This window comes from Bradyrhizobium septentrionale (genome assembly GCF_011516645.4).
GTDB lineage: Bacteria > Pseudomonadota > Alphaproteobacteria > Rhizobiales > Xanthobacteraceae > Bradyrhizobium > Bradyrhizobium septentrionale.
Genome location: NZ_CP088285.1, coordinates 3,215,787 through 3,232,050, shown reverse-complemented (window position 1 = coordinate 3,232,050; position 16,264 = coordinate 3,215,787). Strand labels below are relative to the sequence as shown.

Here is a 16,264-nt window from a genome sequence, read left to right as displayed (position 1 = left end):
GAGCCGAAGCTCTAGAGCCAATCCCGCGTCGTCTGGCTGCACGCCTGGTAGTCGCGCCGCCAGATGAATCCACGGCCACCGCACGGCGGAGTTGGGCGCGAGGTGGCGGGGCATTCGTTCCTGACCCGCGCGCCGGTGCCCCAGCCGTCAACCACGCAAGCGCCCCGTGAGGTCCTGTGGCAACCGTCGCCACAGCCCTCCGCAGCATTGGCCGCCGTCAGGCCAAGGAACGCACCGGCCGTCAGAACCACGAGCAAACATGCCCTCATGATGTCCTCCATTACCCCGTCGGTTGTGATGCTCCATTCACATTGCGCTATGAGCCTAGGCGATATTAATCGCGCTCGCCACCGAATCCATGCGCACATTCCGGTGGGTGGGTTCAGTGCGCCGCCTCACAGCCGGGGATGTCGAACACCGCGGTCAGGCCGCAGGGCGAGTTGAGCATCTTGCCGCCCTCATGGCCGACGCCGGGCACGTCCCAAAGCCGGTGGTTCGGGGTACCGCCGTCGCGCGCCTGCATCGCGGCGAAATAGGAATGCCCGCGCGCGTAGCGATACGGTCCCTCGGCTTCCGCCATGCAGGACTTGTCGAGCGCGGGATGATCGGGATTGGTGTCGAGCGTTCCCAGGAGATAGATGACGCGGCGCGCGACATAGGCCTGCTCCAGCGCCGTCGGCGAAGGCTCGGCGAGATAGGGCGGGCGGTCGTCCATGCCGAACTTCCATTTGTTGTAGCCATGACAGCTCGCCGCGATCGCGGGAAGCGGCCGCTCTCTGGTGAAATAAGCATAAGAGGACGGATTGGCGACCACGTAGCGCACGCCGATGCCTTCGCGCAGCAGCACCTGATCGCCCTTCACCGCGATCGCATAGCGCTGCACCACCTGGCCACCGCCGGAATGGCCGAACACGACGACGTCCTTCAGGTTCGGAAACAGTCTGCGGTCGCCAAGCTTGACCAGGATGGCGTCGAGCGCCTCGAACGAGCTCGCAGCACTCGGCGCAATCGCAGGCTCGCCGCCCTGCCAGCCATAGAGGCTCCAGCGCAGCGTCTCCGCCGGCAGCTTGAACGCCTCGACGTCAGGCTCGATCAGGAATTGCGGCGCGATCATCAGCGTCGACTTGCCGGCATCGCCGGCAGCGGCCTGCGCGCTCAGCGCCGCGCGGAAATAATCGTCGGCATTGCGCAGCACCCCGTGCAGCACGAGGACCGCGCGAGTGACATCCGGCAGCGGATTGGACCAGTCGGCCGAGAGGTAGAGCGGAAACGTCGCGCTGCCGACGGCAACGCGTCCGCTGGCGATTTCCTTGACCGGCTTCTGGTCGCGCTCGGTCTGCGCCTGCGTGGCCGACGCGATCGGCGCGTGAACGGTCGCGACGAGCAGCGTCAATGCTGCAAGCCAGGCCCGATGATGCATGGTTCAACTCCGTGGTGCCGCCAGCGGCGATGCGATGAAGCTTGATCATGGCGCGTCAGGCGCCGATTCACCCATGAATTTTCGGAAAGCTTCGGGACTGCGCCTCAGGCCGCAAGCCGACCGCGATTGTTCGCGGCGAGGATCGGGCGGATCAGGCGGCCGAACCGCTCGGCCTCCTCGTCATGCAGATAGCCGGACAGGCAAAAGGAGTGGCAGCCGGCGTCGATGAACTGCTGCAATGTCGCGGCGCATTGCGCAGGATTGCCGACCACCGCGATGCCGGCGCCGGGCCGCACCCTGGTGATGCCGGTCCACAGATGCGGCATCAACAGATCGCCATAGTCGCGCGCGAGCTGCTGCACGCGCTGGTTGGCCTCGGAGCGGGTGTACAGCGTCTTCATCTCCTGCTTCTGCCGTTCGGTGGCGTAGCGCACCAGCTGATCGGCCGCCTCCCAGGCGTCCGCCTCGTCCTCGCGGCAGATCACCTGCAGCCGCATGCCGAAGCCGATCGCCTCCTCGCGATCATGCGCCCGCGCCATCCGTCGGATCTCGGCGATATTCTCCGCGATGCGCTCCGGCAGATCGCCCCAGAACAGATGGACGTCGGAATGCTTCGCCGACACCTCCCAGGCCTGCCGCGAGCCGCCGCCGAGATAGAATTTTGGAAACGGCTGCTGCAGCGGACGCGGCCTGATATGCGCGCCGGAGATCGTGTGAAACTTGCCCTGGAAATGCACCGGGCCGCGCGTCGTCCACAGCGCCTTGAGGATCGAGACCTCCTCCTCCATCAGCGCGTAGCGCTCTTCCTTGGGCTGACGCACACCTTCGGCCTCGACCTCGCTCTCGTTCTGGCCGGCGATCAGATTGATGCAGATTCGCCCGCCCGACATCTGGTCGAAGGTCGAGATCATCTTGGCCATCAGCACCGGGTTGATGTAGCCGGGCCTTGCTGCGATCAGCGGCTTGATCCGCTCCGAGCGCGCCGCCATGAAGGCGCCGGATATCCAGGCCTCCCAGCACACCGAGCCGACCGGGATCAGGAGATACTCAAACCTGGCGTCCTCGGCGGCCTTGACCACCCGCTCGCAGAGTTCCGGCGACCCCGCGACCTGCGCCTCCATCAGCCCATAGGCAGTGGTGTCGCCATGCGTGGGCAGATACCAGCCGAATTCCAGCGGACGCATGGGCAAACTCCCTCGAAAGACGGCCTTTTATGAAGCCTGTCATATTGGCAGAGGCAGTTTACAGCCCTTAACCGGCCGGACAACGCCGTTGCCGACCTTGGGGCAATCAGCTAAATGAACCCCTGCACGCACCCGTAGCTCAGCTGGATAGAGCGTTGCCCTCCGAAGCTGGACCGGTGACAGACCAGATCCCTCGAAAACTGCAGGTTTTCTGACGCGCGGTGCGTCATTTCCACATCTCAGGCACACCCGGGCCACGTTTAGCCGCCTTCGCAGCGATCGCCCTAGCGTCAAAAGACTGATCCGCGGAGCTAACTCGATAGAAGGTAGCACTTCGAATCTTGCGCGAGCTATGCCAGGGTTAAAACTTCAAATTGCCCGCATTGCCCGCGAAGCGACCGGATGGACACGCCAAATCTTGACACGCTCATGCGAGTGGCCGCCTTCGAGCGCGTCCGAGGGCTGAATGAAATTCACGACCATCTGACCACCACGGAATTGAAGCCCGGATTTCTCTTTCGGGGAGAACGCATCCCGCTGGTCAATCCCCAGCGAGGTATTTTCAAGCCACAACAGATGCGGTTCTTGCTGTCGATTAAGACGGTCTTCCCGAAGCCGGGCGCCAAGGTCTGGTATGACGACCAGAGGGAAGTCCATCGTCAGATATTCCATGGGGATGAGAGCGTGGACTATGCCTTCATGGGCAAAAATCCGGATGCCGCGGATAATCGATGGTTGAAGGAAGCATCCGAAAACCAAATACCGATCATCTATTTTCTTGGGATAGCACCAGGCCGTTACCAAGCCCTCCTACCGACCTTCATCTCTGGCTGGGACGGCCACACTCTAAAGACGCGCGTAACGTTCGGACCTAATCCGGAAACCCTAGCTCCCCCAACGGATAGCGCGGAACGGCGATATGCGCTGCGCACAGTCAAGCAACGGCTGCATCAAGCTACTTTCAGAGAGGCCGTGATAGCTGCTTACGACGGGCGCTGCGCGTTCTCTGGCCTTCCCGAGCCCCTACTATTGGACGCGGCGCATATCATTGCCGATAAAGACGAGCGGCTGGGCCAGCCATTGGTCACGAATGGCATTCCTCTTTCAAAAATCCACCACGCAGCCTTCGACGCCCACCTAATCGGAATCGATCCTGACTTTGGCATGCATGTTTCAGATCGACTGCTCGGCCAAAGTGATGGTCCTATGCTAGAGGCATTGAAACAGTTGAACGGTAGAAACATTCGCCTACCCGGCAGGGCAAAGGACCATCCTGACAGAGATCGACTGGCTATGCGTTTCGAACGCTTCAAGTCGGTTACGTGATAGCAATGCGCTTCTTGCTACAACCAAGACAATTCAAGGCGACAAGACAACCGATCAGCCGTTCGGGGTAAATCGGCCCGAGCCAGTTCAGGAAGCGACCATGATTCCGGAAGAGCATGAGAATGGACCCATTTAGTCCGGAAGCGTGCAAGAATCAGCGGCAGGTGTTTGTAAGCGCAAGCGATCCGAAAGCGGACAGATTGATGTCCGAGGACCCGATGGACGAGCACTGCGCCTGCCCTCGCTAGTTAAACATGCCTCCGCGTGGAAGGACGCGATTGGCACACCGATAAGTGAAGCTTCGCAACGAACGAATGTTTAACGAGCCTCCCCGAGTGGGCACGAGATCGGCCCGATTTGTTTTACCGTCGCCGCAGAGTCTCCAGAAGTTCGGCTAGCCGTCGCTCAATGTCTTCGAGCTTGGCACCAACGAGCAATTGATCACGATCAGCCATCGATAGAACCGCCATCAATACCGCATCGCAATGCCTGATCAGCGTAACCAGATGATCTCCGCTCGGACCGTAGTGTCCGGCGAACCAATTCTTCACAGTGCGCTCATTGGCTCCTGTCCAAGCCGCAACAATCTTCACATGCGCGGTTGTCTTCCCAAGCTCTTCGTTTAGGGCAGACGCAACTCTTGCGGCAAAGACTTTTGAGTGCACTTTGTAGCCAGCTGCGAGGTCGTCATTTGGCGCTCGAGGAAACAAGTTGCCCTTTTTTGGAAACGACATTCCCTCACCCTGCTTCTTATGATTGTCGAACCACGGCGGCCGCAAGGTAACCGCGAGAAGAAGGCTATTCGACGAGGGCGCGGTTTGATGCGTCGACGTTCCACCGCAGACAACGGGCAGGGCGACAGCAAGCAGGCGGCGGCCTATGTTCGCATGTCAACTGATCATCAAAAGTATTCGACCGAGAACCAACTGACGACCATCGAACGATACGCAGAACAACGAGGCCTCCTCATTACCGAGATATTCGAAGACTCAGGTCGAAGCGGACTGAGAGTCGACGACCGAGAGGGCCTCCAACGGCTCATGCGCGAAGTCCAGACCGGACAGGCCGCCTTTTCGGCCATTCTTGTTTACGATGTTAGCCGCTGGGGGCGTTTCCAAGACGCAGATGAGGGAGCTTACTATGAGCATGTCTGCTCTCGAGCGGGAATTCGGGTTCACTATTGCGGTGAGCAGTTCGACAACGATGGCAGCATTGGATCGGTTCTGCTCAAGAGCGTTAAGCGGGTTATGGCTGGCGAATACAGCCGAGAACTATCCGTCAAAGTCTTCGCGGGCCAATGCCGACTGATCGAACTCGGCTTTAGGCAAGGAGGCCCGGCCGGCTACGGTCTTCGACGTCAGCTGATTGACGAGAACCGAATTCCGAAAGCGATTCTCAACAGAGGAGATCGAAAGAGCCTTCAGACCGACCGGGTCGTGCTTACACTCGGGCCAACAGAGGAGGTTGAGCAGATTCACGAAATCTATTCGCTTTTCGTTGAGCGAGGCAGGTCAGAAGCGGAAATTGCGTCATACCTCAACGCAGATGGCGGTCGCACAGACTTCGGCCGCCCGTGGACTCGTGCCTCGGTCCATCAGATTCTCACGAACGAAAACTATATCGGGAACAATGTCTTCAATCGAGTTTCGTTCAAGCTAAAGCAGAAGAGAGTCGCAAATAGTCCCGAGACTTGGGTTCGCTCCGAATCCGCATTTCCCGCGGTTGTCAGTCGCGCGCTCTTTGAGCGAGCCCACGCTATTATAGATGCACGAAGCGCTGGTTACTCTGATGAAGAACTTCTAGCACTGCTTCAGACGGTGCTCGATGAAGAGGGCTATCTTTCCGGAGTGGTAATCGATGAGCGCGACGACGTGCCGTCGGCGAGCGTATACAGGCGCCGCTTCGGAAGCTTGACCAGAGCTTACAGTTTGATCGGATACGTCCCTGATCGCGACTATTCCTACATTGAAGTCAACCGTCGAATTAGGGACGCTCACCCAACGGTAGTTAGCAAAATCGTCAATGGCTTCGAGCTCGCGGGTGGCCACGTGTCCCGCGATGAAAGCCAACTCCTCATCGTCAACGGTCAGTTCTCCGCGGCCATCGTAATCGCGCGAGCGGCCAGCTATGGGGCAGGATACCGATGGCACATCAGATTGGATACAGGTCTCTTTCCCGATCTAACGATTGCGGTTCGGCTATGCACGTCAAACACAGACATATTGGACTACTACGTCTTTCCTAGCCTTGACCTCACGATACCGCATTTGAAGCTTGCCCAAGACAACGCACTTTCCTTAGACGCGTATCGGTTTGAAGCGCTCGATTTTCTGTATTCGCTGGCTCGACAGTGCTCATTTGGAGAAGCGGCATGAATAGTCATGTGGCATCAAGCTATCTGCGACGCGAGATTAAGATCATTCCAATCGACCAGATTCGGATCCTCAATCCACGAGCGCGCAGCCAGCGACACTTTCGCGAAATCGTGAATAGCATTGCAAGTGTGGGGCTGAAGCGCCCTGTAACAGTGAGCTCCCGAACATCGGAAGCAGATCCGTGTCAGTATGATCTTGTGTGCGGGCAGGGCCGAATCGAAGCATTCACTCAGCTTGGCCAGCGCGAAATACCCGCCATCGTAATCGACGCTGACGAGAGCGACTGCCTAGTCATGAGCTTGGTCGAAAATTGCGCGCGTCGCCAACACCGTGCAATCGACCTCCTTCAAGACATAACAACATTGCGCGGGCGCGGTTACGACGATCGAGAGATCGCGGAGAAGATTGGCGTCACTGTCGACTATGTCCGAATGATTAGCAGTCTATTAGAAAACGGAGAGGAACGCCTCGTAAATGCCGTCGAAATCGGTGTCCTTCCCCTGAATATGGCGATCGAGATCGCAAAATGTGATGACAATGAAGTTCAACGCGCACTGGCACAGGCGTATTCAGACAAGAAGTTGAGAGGGAAGAAACTCGTCGCGGTTCGTCGCCTAATTGAGCAGCGTCAGAGGCGAGGCAAACACCTCCACGGCCAATCCTTCGGCCGTCGGGAGACGTCGAAGCGACCTCTTACCAGTGAATCCATGATTCGAGTCTATAGGCAGGAGGCAGATCGGCAACGGCTTCTGATAAAGAAAGCCGAAGTGACGCAGAACAGGCTTCTGTTTATCGTTGAAGCTATTCGGGCTCTAAGTGAAGATAAGGAGTTTGTCAGAATACTTCAGTCGGAAGAGCTCGCTCTAATGCCCTCCATCCTTCAGGAGCGACTGGCAGCGGGAACAGGCGTATGAACCGATATGTTGGCCCGGACGCGTTGAGAGAAGTGCTTCAAGCATTCAGCTCTGAGACTGTGGTTTTAGAGATTCAAACTATCCTTCCCGTGCGAGCTATCGGCAAGACGGTGAAGGCTAGTCACAAGTATCAACAGATCACGTCCTCGATCAAGGAAATCGGGATCGTTGAGCCGCCAGTCGTTTGCCGCGACAAGCAGAGGCCAGAGACCTACCTTTTACTGGATGGCCATCTTCGTATCGAAGTCCTTAAGGAGCTTGGGCGCACTCAGGTGGAGTGTATCCTCTCCCATGACGACGAGGCATTTACCTACAACAAGCGAATAAGCCGATTGTCTCCCATTCAAGAGCAGAGAATGATTGCCAAAGCAATCGAGCGGAACGTTCCGAAGGAGAAGGTCGCGAGGGCGCTGAATATCAATACGCGGAGCCTTCTGCGGAAGGCGACGCTTGTCGACGGTATTTGCGAAGAAGTGGTAGCGCTGCTCAAAGATAAGATCTGTCCGTTGGCGACCTTTGACGTCCTACGGAAAATGATCCCAATTCGACAGATCGAGGCTACAGAACTTCTAATCAACGCCAACAACTACTCTGTGGGCTACGTCTCTGCGATACTTGCGGGCACCCCACAAACGCAGCTCGTGGATACGGCGGCGCCTAAGAAAATGAAGGGAATGACAGCCGAAGCCTTGTCACGAATGGAAAGTGAACTTGCGAGACTCCAGCAAGCAATGACATCCATCCAAGACACATACGGCCAGGATCATCTGCACCTAACAGTCGCAAGAGGCTATTTGGCAAAGCTTGTCGGCAATCCAAGGATCGCAAAATACCTTGAGAAACATCGACCGGAGTTTCTGAGCGAGTTCAAGAATATTGTCGAGATGACCTCGACTATTGGAGCCGACTAAGCCTCGGTTAGTAAGGGGACCCGGACCCTAGTAAGCGCGGGGACCACGGGAGAAGCCGCCCTTTGAGGCGGAGCAATCGTGGCGATGGGGATGGCGGCGAACCCGCACGGAGCCCATCAGGCTGGTGAGCTTTCACCAGCTCGCAGGATCCAAGTCGGACTGCCATCTCCAACGTTCGGCGGCTGGCATTCCGGCCTTGGGTAGACGAATGGACCGTGGCCCCGGCAAGGCAAAGCTCTGTCGATCGAATTCTGAAGAGAAATCAATGGTTACACCGACAGAATTGTCGTCGACTTCACCAGCCGTCACACGGGCGGCACCCAAATAGATGCGGAGCAAAGGAGCAAACGCTGGCGCCGGCGGTATGCCTCCGGGTGGCGGCGGCATGGATGGTATGGATTTCTAAGTCCAACCACCGAGCTTAACAACAAGAAAGGCCCGGCAGCAGTGCTGGGCCTTTTGCTTTGGGACCGCAACTGAACTATGCGGCGTGTCGGCGCGCCATTTCTGTTAGGGCGTCGAGCCCCTTTTCCGTCAATGAATAAGGCGCTGCCTGCTCTTGGCTGGTCTTTTGCACTAATTCCTTCCGCTTCAAATATTGCATGAGAGCATTTATCGAAGCGTGCGGTATTTTTAGAGCATTTTTCAAATCTCTGATCCGCAATGATCGTGCATTGCGTATAGCCGCGAGCACCGCGCGAACGCGATCTGATTCGACAGGCAACCGAGGCGCGTGCGCCAAACGGGCGTCCGGTTGGCGTTGCGGATGGTTTAACCCTGTCGCATTGATCTGATAGACGGTTCTATCAGCAAGTCCTTCCTGCGCTACGACAAAGTGCCTAGCAACAAAGCCATCGAGGATCTGCTGAATAATTTTCTCTGGTAGCAATACCGCAAGCCTTATCTTGGTTGCATCGGTTGCATAGGCTCCCGGAATTGCCGAAAGCACTCGCGCCTCATCGTGTGACAGCAAAACAGTCTTGTCCTTGGTGCGCGAGACGACCTCAAGAATTCTTTCTGGGTCCCCGAATTTCACGAGCCCTCGCGCGTGAAGTTTGACCACAATCTGACGAACTCTTTGAAGAGTGATGCCTAACCTTTCGGCGAGTTCATCACCGTGCATCGGCCGGTCTAAAACATCGAGCAAACGCCGCGCGCCAGGGCCAGGAAGTGCGCTACCGTGCCGAATTCGGTCCGGAATAGTCTTGAAGCGACAGTTTCTTCCACGCGGGGTGAAATACCACGCGTTCATCTCGCCGCGCCTTGCAAGTCCGAGCTCCCTCAGTGCTTCTAGTGCCTTTGCTGCTTTTTTGAGATCAAGCTTGGCTCGTATTGCAATTTCAGTCTTGGATTCCTTGCGGGATCTAAGCGCGGCAAGGCAAGCCGCTTGGGATTCAGTCAGAACGAGACTCTGAACTTTGGTATCCATGCTGGCTCTCCGCCTGATTCGGGCAATGCAATGGTGTGGGGCACATAGCGACAAAACACAGGCACCGTCAGCAACAATCCACAACGCGATCAGATAGCTCAATCTCCCCACGAGGGCGCATACATCCGGGTCACTTGCCAGCGCCCAGTTCCGACACGCCCTGGGTGCGCCGACGCCCGCGATCAGCCAATTATGGGTAGCGATGTCCTAGAAGGATTTTCGGTGTGTTCATCCTATGCCGCCTGTGTCGACAGTGAGTTTCAATCGGATCCTTGGGGGTAAGCGCGCATTTCTCGGCAATCGGTTAAGGCAGGTCAGTTGAGGCCGCAACACCGCTTGTATTTCTTTCCCGACCCGCATGGGCATGGCTCGTTACGGCCGACCTTTCCGAAATTTGGTGCCTCCTCTCTGAATTGGCCGCCAACTTGCTGGCCGATCCGCCAGGCATTGAGGGTTTCGATGTAGTGCGGAATGAGATCAGGAGCTTTGGCGGTAATCTCGTCGATCTGTTCTTTTGGAAGCGTGCTTTCGCCACGACCGATCTGCACAAGGGCGACGAGGCCTGCCAGTGCACTGAGCGCGTCCCCATCGCCACCCCGCACTTTGGCCCAGGCTTCGGGGCGCAGTTGCAGGGCGGTGTCGAAACCGTCGATCCAGATTTCCCAGAGAATCTCATTGTGTCGCGTATCGACGTCGAACAACGGTTCGTAGTGTCCGCCCCCGCGCTGAAGCTCGGCTGCGACGGCGTTGTAGCGCTCCATAATCAACCCAACCAATTGCTCCGCTTGGTTGGTGTTTCCGAAGACGGGCGCCGCATCCTTGTTCCCACGGCCCCATACCATCGGTAGCCATTCGCTGGGCATGATCAGGTCGGGACAGACAAGGATGCCGGCGAGGAACCCGTCGAGCTCGGAGAGTAACATCGCCTCGTCATCGTCCAGGCTGGCGAGTAGCTTCTCAAGCTGCTTTAGGCGACGTGGAATATCTGACATTTGGGTTTCGACTCGATACCGGATGTTCCAGGTTGGCCCTTGAATTCTCGGAGAGCATGACCGCGGTATTATTTTATGTCAGGCCGTGGCTTGACGTGACGCACCGATCAGCCATTCGTTTAATTTCGACCATCGCCTGCGCCCCGAGACATTCCGAACAGCGATAGCGACAGCCTTCTTCTGACCAACAAGGACGACCAGCTTCTTGCCGCGGGTGACTCCGGTATAAAGCAGATTTCGTTGCAACATGGCGTAATGCTGGGTCATGACCTGTTTGCCGTCAGGGCGTGTGAGACAAATTGAAGGATTTTGCGGAGGGAGGATTTCTGGTTCATCGTAGCCACCAGGAGCGAAGATGAAGCAGAAATCCGGACCGGGCAAAGCGCCGGCAGAACAGGTACTAAGGGACATTCGGCGCCAGACCCGCCGGCAGTATTCGGCGGAAGAGAAGATCCGCATCGTGCTGGAAGGACTGCGGGGCGAGGAGAACATCTCCGAGCTCTGCCGGCGTGAGGGCATTGCCGCCTCAATGTATTACGGCTGGTCGAAGGAGTTCCTCGAAGCCGGTAAGCGCCGCCTGGCGGGCGATACGGCGCGTGCGGCGACCTCCGGCGAGGTGACGGATCTCCGTCGTGAGACGGCCGCATTGAAGGAAGTCGTGGCCGACCTCACCCTTGAGAACCGCCTACTCAAAAAAAGCATGAACGGGGATGGGGAGGACGAGGCATGAGATATCCTGCGTCCGAGAAGGCCGAGATCATCCAGTTGGTCGAGCAGTCGCACCTGCCGGCCAAGCGCACGCTGGACAAGCTCGGGATCCCACGCGCCACGTTTTATAGATGGTATGATCGCTATCGTGATGGCGGCGTCGAGGCGCTGGCTGACCACCGGTCTCGACCTGACCGGATATGGAATCGCATCCCCGACGATGTGCGGGGCCAGATCATCGACCTGGCGCTGGAGCTGCCCGAGCTGTCGCCGCGCGAGCTGGCCGTGCGGTTCACCGACGAACGGAAGTATTTTGTCTCCGAGGCATCGGTCTATCGGCTGCTGAAGGCGCATGACCTCATCACCAGCCCCGCCTATGTGGTGATCAAGGCGGCGAACGAGTTCAAGGACAAGACCACCGCCATCAACCAGCTCTGGCAGACCGACTTTACCTACCTCAAGATCACCGGCTGGGGCTGGTACTACCTGTCGACCGTGCTCGATGACTTCTCGCGTTACATCGTCGCCTGGAGGCTTGGTCCCACGATGTGTGCCTCCGACGTCACGGCCACACTCGACCAGGCACTCGCGGCCTCCGGCCTTGACCACATCACCGTCGCGCACCGGCCGAGGCTTCTCAGCGACAATGGTTCGAGTTACGTCGCGGACGATCTGGCCAGGTGGCTCGAACACAAGGGCATGCAGCACGTGCGCGGCGCTCCGTATCATCCCCAAACCCAGGGAAAGATCGAGCGCTGGCATCAGACCCTGAAGAACCGCATTCTGCTCGAGAACTATTATCTACCTCACCACCTCGAACGGCAGATCGGCGCCTTCGTCGAGCATTACAACCACGTCCGCTATCATGAGAGCATCAAAAACCTGACCCCGGCTGACGTCTACTTCGGCAGAGCCGAGACCATCCTAACCGAACGACAGCGCATCAAGCGTGAGACCATCGCAAACCGCCGCTTGCAGCACCAACTGCAGGCCGCTTAAACTCCAACAACAGATGAGCCAGAGCCTCCCTTCTCGAAAAGCCTGATTAGTCGCAAATTATCTGACGACGGACAGTCATGACCGGAATCACAATGGCGGGATATTCTGAGCCCTGACTCTTGTGGATCGTCGCTGCGTAGGCGGGCACCAGTGTGTCGAGTTCGCCAAAGGCGTAAGTAACCGCGCGACCGTCAAAACTGGCTAAAAGCTCACCGTCGTCGAGATCGACCTCGTCAATATAACCGATGTCGCCATTGTAGACCTCCTTGTCGTAGTCGTTCTGAATTTGCATGACCTTGTCACCAGGTGCGAAGGTCCATCCAAAGCGTTCGACCTTCTTCTCGCCCGCTGGATTCAATGCCGCTTGCAGCTCAATATTGAGCGAGCGAGCCCCCACACCGCCTCTATTCATTGGGCACAGGACCTGAATGTCACGGATGGGATCGAAGCCGAAGCGCGCGGGGATCCGGGTCTTCACCAGCTCGACGATGCGCCGCACGGCGATTTCCGGCTCTTCCGCTTGGACGAAATAGAAATCGCTATCGCTTCCAGGCGGGCTGAGATCGGGAATGATGCCTTGGTTGATGCGATGGGCGGTGGTGATGATGCGGCTTTGCGCGGCCTGCCGGAACACCTCGGTCAATCGCACCACTGGTGTGGAGCCAGAAGAGATTATGTCCGCTAGCACCTGGCCCGGCCCTACGGAGGGAAGTTGGTCAATATCGCCAACAATCAAGAGAGCTGCGGTGGCAGGCACAGCCTTCATGAGTGCCTGCATCAGCATGACGTCCACCATGGAGGCTTCGTCGATAACCAACAGGTCGCAATCGAGTGGATTGTCATCACCGCGCTTGAACCCACCCGTCTTTGGGTCGACTTCAAGTAGCCGATGGATGGTTTTTGCTTCAAATCCTGTCGCCTCGGTCATGCGCTTGGCGGCGCGGCCGGTGGGCGCGCAGAGCAGAAGCTCCACGCCCTTCGCCGCGAGAATGCGCAAAATACCTTTGACGATGGTGGTCTTGCCGACGCCCGGGCCTCCGGTCATCACCAGGGTTTTCGACATAAGCGCCAGTTTAATGGCCGCGACTTGGCTTTCCGCAAGGGCAAGCCTGATCCGTTCCTCGACCCACGGCAAGGCCTTGTCGGGATCGATCCACGCCCAAGGAAGCTTACCATTGGCAAGTTGAACCAGCCGCTCAGCAATGATGCGCTCGGCCCGGTGCAGACCTGCCAGAAATACACAGCGTGTTTCGCCGACGCTATCGGCAACGACCGTGCCCTCCGATGTTTCAAGATCAAGTGCCGTCCGAACGAGGTCTATCGGAACCTCGAGCAGCTTCTCGGCCAACGGCATCAGGTCGTCCAGCGGTGTCAATCGGCGTTCAAATTTGACCCCTCGTATTGCCTCAGGAAGTAATGTTACCCGGGATGAAGGTCTACGAACTGCCCCAGACCGGTCTCGAGCCGCGGCCAGCTCGGTGGAGAGGCTGTGGGCGGGGCGGAGTGCTCATCACACGCAGCGCCGTCCACAGCCTCGGGCCGTATTTCATCCACGGGCATGGATACGATGGCTGTCTCCGCCACCTTCCGCCGGAGGGACCGAAGCAGGCGCTGAACGATCGAATGCTGCTTGTCGCTGAACATCGAGGGATCGATCGTGGCGAGCCTGCCCACGATGGCCAGTGCAGTGAGCTGTGGCTCGACGGCGAGCCAGTTCTCGATGATCGCGAGATGGGGATCGAGCTTCGAGGGCATGCGAATACGCGTTTTGTATCGCTGTTTCGGCCGGCGGTGCGTGGCCCGCACTTCGGCGGTTTTTGCCGCCGTGCCGAGCGATCGGGCAAACGAGAGCGGATCAGCCGGCGATACGGTGGGAACCTTCGCAAGACCGCGCTTGCCGATCCGTTCGCCGAGCTCTTCCTGCGCCGTGCGGATCGTGGCAAGCAATTGTATGGGATCGAGAGTCCGATACGTGTGGCGCAGACGGCGCTTGACCGCTGATGGGAGTTTCGGGTGCCCCAGTGCACGTTCGTATGGTGTGGCAGGCGGATGATAGCGTTTGATGATCTTGGCACCCTCGCGGCGCTTCTCTTTGAGCTTGAATGACGGCTGGAAGAAGTTCACCAGCAGGCGCGCCGCCGCGTAGAGACGTGCCATCACGCGGGCCGTCTCGACCCCGTCGAAGCGCCCGTATCCGACGAGCCGCCGGACCACCGCACCGTTCTTCTGCTCCACGAAAGCCTGATCGTTCTTTTTGTAGGCACGTGACCGCGTTACCTCGATCTTCTGTGCTCGGCACCATGGAACGACGACGTCGTTCATGAACGCGCTGTCGTTATCGAAGTCGGCGCCACAGATCACCCACGGGAACAGGCCCTGCGCTCGCTTCATCGCTTCCACGACGAGGCTGCCATCGCGTGTCACCAGGGGCAGGCATTCCGTCCATCCTGTTGCGATGTCCACCATGGTCAAAGTCTGGATAAACGAGCCGGCGACGCTGGTCCCACCGTGCGCGACCATGTCGATCTCGCAAAAGCCTGGCGGCGGGTTTGCCCAGTCATTGAAAGTGCGGATCGGCACCTCGCGTCGAATCGCCGAGTAGAATCCGACTCGCCGCCGGCGCCCCCCAGCAGCCGCAATTTTAACGTCGATCAACATCCGATCGATCGTCGCCGCGCTCAGAGTTGTCAGCAGCGCACGCTCTGCGCTCGTTGGCTTCAGCCGGCCATGCCGCTCGAGTGCGGGCAACAGCACTGGGATCATCGATACGAGGCGCTTACCGCAGACGCGATCGGAGGCTTCCCACAGCGCGATCAGCGCGTCGCGCACGCTGGCGTATTTGCGTCGCCGACTTGTCGCTGGTTCGGTTGGGCTCGTTGCCCCTTCGTCCAGTGGTGGCCTGGGCCTGTCCCTTCCGGCAACCGACAGTGCTCGCACCGCGTGCTTGCGGTGCCAACCCGTCGTCGCTGTCAACTCGTCAAGGATCCGTCCCTTCTCAACTCGTCCAGCCGCACGGTAGCGCCTCGCCACCACGGCCAACACCTCGCGCCTTGCGCCCATGCTGATCCCGCTCGCCATTGGCGCCACCGACCTGATTCGGTAACGCCGCCCCAGTCATCAGCGGAATTGTTCGGTAACATTTTCGATGAGGCAATGCGCCCCTCATCGGCGTCCAATTTTGACCCCTTTGCGCGGCGGGCTTTGCTGGTAGCGCTCGTCTCGTCGGAGCTGGCCGGGATAGCGGAGGCGAGACGAGCGCGGGTGGCGTGATCGTCGTCTCGGCTCTTGAACCGCCAGCTATCGTTGCCGGTCTCGACAATGTCGCAGTGATGGGTCAACCGGTCGAGCAGCGCGGTGGTCATTTTGGCGTCGCCGAACACGCTCGGCCATTCGCCGAAGGCGAGATTGGTGGTCACGATGACAGAGGCGCGCTCATAGAGCCGGCTGACGAGGTGGAAGAGAAGCTGGCCACCGGACTGGGCGAAGGGCAAATAGCCGAGTTCATCCAGCACGATGAAGTCCATCCGGGTCAGATGCTCGGCGAGCCGTCCTTGCCGTCCGTTGCGGGTCTCGGTCTCGAGGCGATTGACGAGGTCGACTACGTTGAAGAAGCGGCCGCGAGCCCCGGATCGGATGCAGCTTCTGGCGATGGCAATGGCCAGGTGGGTCTTGCCTGTGCCGGTGCCGCCAACCAGCACGACGTTGCGTTGTTGGGCGATGAAGCCGCCGCCAGCGAGATCATTGACGAGAGTCTGATTGATCGGCGTGCCGTCGAACTGGAAGTCGGCAATGTCCTTGGCAAGCGGCAGCTTGGCAATGGTGAGCTGGTATTTGATCGACCTGGCTTGCTTCTCGTTGATCTCGGCGTTGAGCAGGTCGCCGACAATGCGCTGAGGTTCGTGCTGGCGTTTGACGGCAGTTGCCATGATCTCGTCGAAGGCAGCCTTCATGCCGTAGAGCTTGAGTTCGCCCATGAGGTCGAAGATTTGGGTTCGTTCCATCAGAT

General features: G+C 58.5%; 12 protein-coding genes and 3 pseudogenes. 5 read left to right on the top strand and 10 right to left on the bottom strand.

The features are described from left to right. Window positions 1-11: 11 nt before the first annotated feature. From HAP48_RS50755 to HAP48_RS17085, 3 genes are all read right to left on the bottom strand, one after another. Window positions 12-269: a GCG_CRPN prefix-to-repeats domain-containing protein gene (locus HAP48_RS50755; protein ID WP_420869875.1), complete on the bottom strand. Its 258-nt coding sequence runs from the start codon at window positions 267-269 to the stop codon at window positions 12-14. Between the two features lie 113 nt (window positions 270-382). Continuing rightward, the gene (locus HAP48_RS17090; protein WP_166212384.1) at window positions 383-1,420 is read right to left on the bottom strand and encodes an alpha/beta hydrolase; all 1,038 of its coding nucleotides are present in this window, start codon (window positions 1,418-1,420) and stop codon (window positions 383-385) included. Window positions 1,421-1,524: 104 nt separating this feature from the next. Beyond that, complete coding sequence (locus tag HAP48_RS17085; RefSeq protein ID WP_166212387.1) at window positions 1,525-2,604, bottom strand: LLM class flavin-dependent oxidoreductase; 1,080 nt, start codon at window positions 2,602-2,604, stop codon at window positions 1,525-1,527. A gap of 402 nt (window positions 2,605-3,006) precedes the next feature. On the opposite strand from HAP48_RS17085, the gene HAP48_RS17080 reads away from it, so the two are divergent. Next, entirely contained in the window at window positions 3,007-3,930 is a 924-nt protein-coding gene (locus tag HAP48_RS17080; protein ID WP_166212390.1) for an HNH endonuclease, read from the top strand. Window positions 3,931-4,292: 362 nt separating this feature from the next. Here HAP48_RS17080 and HAP48_RS17075 read toward each other — a convergent pair whose 3' ends face one another. Continuing rightward, window positions 4,293-4,664 carry a hypothetical protein gene (locus tag HAP48_RS17075; protein ID WP_166212393.1) on the bottom strand — a complete coding sequence of 124 codons (372 nt, stop codon included), beginning with the start codon at window positions 4,662-4,664 and terminating at the stop codon, window positions 4,293-4,295. Between the two features lie 87 nt (window positions 4,665-4,751). On the opposite strand from HAP48_RS17075, the gene HAP48_RS17070 reads away from it, so the two are divergent. From HAP48_RS17070 to HAP48_RS17060, 3 genes are read left to right on the top strand one after another with little or no spacing between them, the layout of a single operon-like run. Beyond that, window positions 4,752-6,305, top strand: coding sequence for a recombinase family protein (locus HAP48_RS17070; protein ID WP_166212396.1), 1,554 nt, complete (start codon window positions 4,752-4,754; stop codon window positions 6,303-6,305). After that, window positions 6,302-7,219 (top strand): plasmid partitioning protein RepB C-terminal domain-containing protein, encoded by a 918-nt coding sequence (locus tag HAP48_RS17065; protein WP_166212399.1) that lies wholly within the window; start codon window positions 6,302-6,304, stop codon window positions 7,217-7,219. Before HAP48_RS17070 ends, HAP48_RS17065 begins: the two co-directional genes overlap by 4 nt. Continuing rightward, on the top strand, window positions 7,216-8,130 hold the full coding sequence (locus tag HAP48_RS17060; RefSeq protein WP_166212402.1) for a plasmid partitioning protein RepB C-terminal domain-containing protein: 915 nt from the start codon (window positions 7,216-7,218) through the stop codon (window positions 8,128-8,130). Before HAP48_RS17065 ends, HAP48_RS17060 begins: the two co-directional genes overlap by 4 nt. A 481-nt stretch (window positions 8,131-8,611) precedes the next feature. On the opposite strand, the gene HAP48_RS17055 is transcribed toward HAP48_RS17060, so the two are convergent. The 3 genes and pseudogenes from HAP48_RS17055 to HAP48_RS17045 form a co-directional block, all read right to left on the bottom strand. Further along, the gene (locus HAP48_RS17055; RefSeq protein ID WP_166212405.1) at window positions 8,612-9,559 is read right to left on the bottom strand and encodes a helix-turn-helix domain-containing protein; all 948 of its coding nucleotides are present in this window, start codon (window positions 9,557-9,559) and stop codon (window positions 8,612-8,614) included. A 314-nt stretch (window positions 9,560-9,873) separates the two neighbouring features. Beyond that, a complete protein-coding gene (locus HAP48_RS17050; protein WP_166216322.1) occupies window positions 9,874-10,551 on the bottom strand; it encodes a UPF0149 family protein in 678 nt (225 codons plus the stop codon). Between the two features lie 78 nt (window positions 10,552-10,629). Beyond that, window positions 10,630-10,821, bottom strand: a pseudogene (locus tag HAP48_RS17045) (ATP-binding domain-containing protein); the annotation flags it as partial. A gap of 85 nt (window positions 10,822-10,906) precedes the next feature. On the opposite strand from HAP48_RS17045, the gene HAP48_RS17040 reads away from it, so the two are divergent. Next, window positions 10,907-12,258, top strand: a protein-coding gene (locus HAP48_RS17040; protein WP_166208706.1) for an IS3 family transposase whose coding sequence is annotated in 2 segments (ribosomal slippage) — window positions 10,907-11,243 and window positions 11,243-12,258 — 1,353 coding nt in all. Because the reading frame shifts where the segments join, the coding sequence is not laid out codon by codon here. 73 nt (window positions 12,259-12,331) lie between these two features. Here HAP48_RS17040 and recD2 read toward each other — a convergent pair. The 3 genes and pseudogenes from recD2 to istB all read right to left on the bottom strand — a co-directional run. After that, window positions 12,332-13,627 (bottom strand): annotated as a pseudogene (gene recD2 / locus HAP48_RS17035) (SF1B family DNA helicase RecD2); the annotation flags it as partial. Between the two features lie 50 nt (window positions 13,628-13,677). Next, entirely contained in the window at window positions 13,678-15,087 is a 1,410-nt protein-coding gene (locus tag HAP48_RS17030) for an integrase catalytic domain-containing protein (protein ID WP_166209478.1), read from the bottom strand. Window positions 15,088-15,536: 449 nt separating this feature from the next. Next, a pseudogene (istB, locus tag HAP48_RS17025) lies at window positions 15,537-16,259 on the bottom strand (IS21-like element helper ATPase IstB); the annotation flags it as partial. Window positions 16,260-16,264 lie beyond the last annotated feature (5 nt).

Coding starts and splice junctions, on each gene's coding strand:
- HAP48_RS17080 (WP_166212390.1), top strand. CDS start 3,007: ATGGACACGCCAAATCTTGACACGCTCATGCGAGTGGCCGCCTTCGAG.
- HAP48_RS17055 (WP_166212405.1), bottom strand. CDS start 9,559: ATGGATACCAAAGTTCAGAGTCTCGTTCTGACTGAATCCCAAGCGGCT.
- HAP48_RS17070 (WP_166212396.1), top strand. CDS start 4,752: ATGCGTCGACGTTCCACCGCAGACAACGGGCAGGGCGACAGCAAGCAG.
- HAP48_RS17085 (WP_166212387.1), bottom strand. CDS start 2,604: ATGCGTCCGCTGGAATTCGGCTGGTATCTGCCCACGCATGGCGACACC.
- HAP48_RS17050 (WP_166216322.1), bottom strand. CDS start 10,551: ATGTCAGATATTCCACGTCGCCTAAAGCAGCTTGAGAAGCTACTCGCC.
- HAP48_RS17075 (WP_166212393.1), bottom strand. CDS start 4,664: ATGTCGTTTCCAAAAAAGGGCAACTTGTTTCCTCGAGCGCCAAATGAC.
- HAP48_RS17065 (WP_166212399.1), top strand. CDS start 6,302: ATGAATAGTCATGTGGCATCAAGCTATCTGCGACGCGAGATTAAGATC.
- HAP48_RS17060 (WP_166212402.1), top strand. CDS start 7,216: ATGAACCGATATGTTGGCCCGGACGCGTTGAGAGAAGTGCTTCAAGCA.
- HAP48_RS50755 (WP_420869875.1), bottom strand. CDS start 269: ATGAGGGCATGTTTGCTCGTGGTTCTGACGGCCGGTGCGTTCCTTGGC.
- HAP48_RS17090 (WP_166212384.1), bottom strand. CDS start 1,420: ATGCATCATCGGGCCTGGCTTGCAGCATTGACGCTGCTCGTCGCGACC.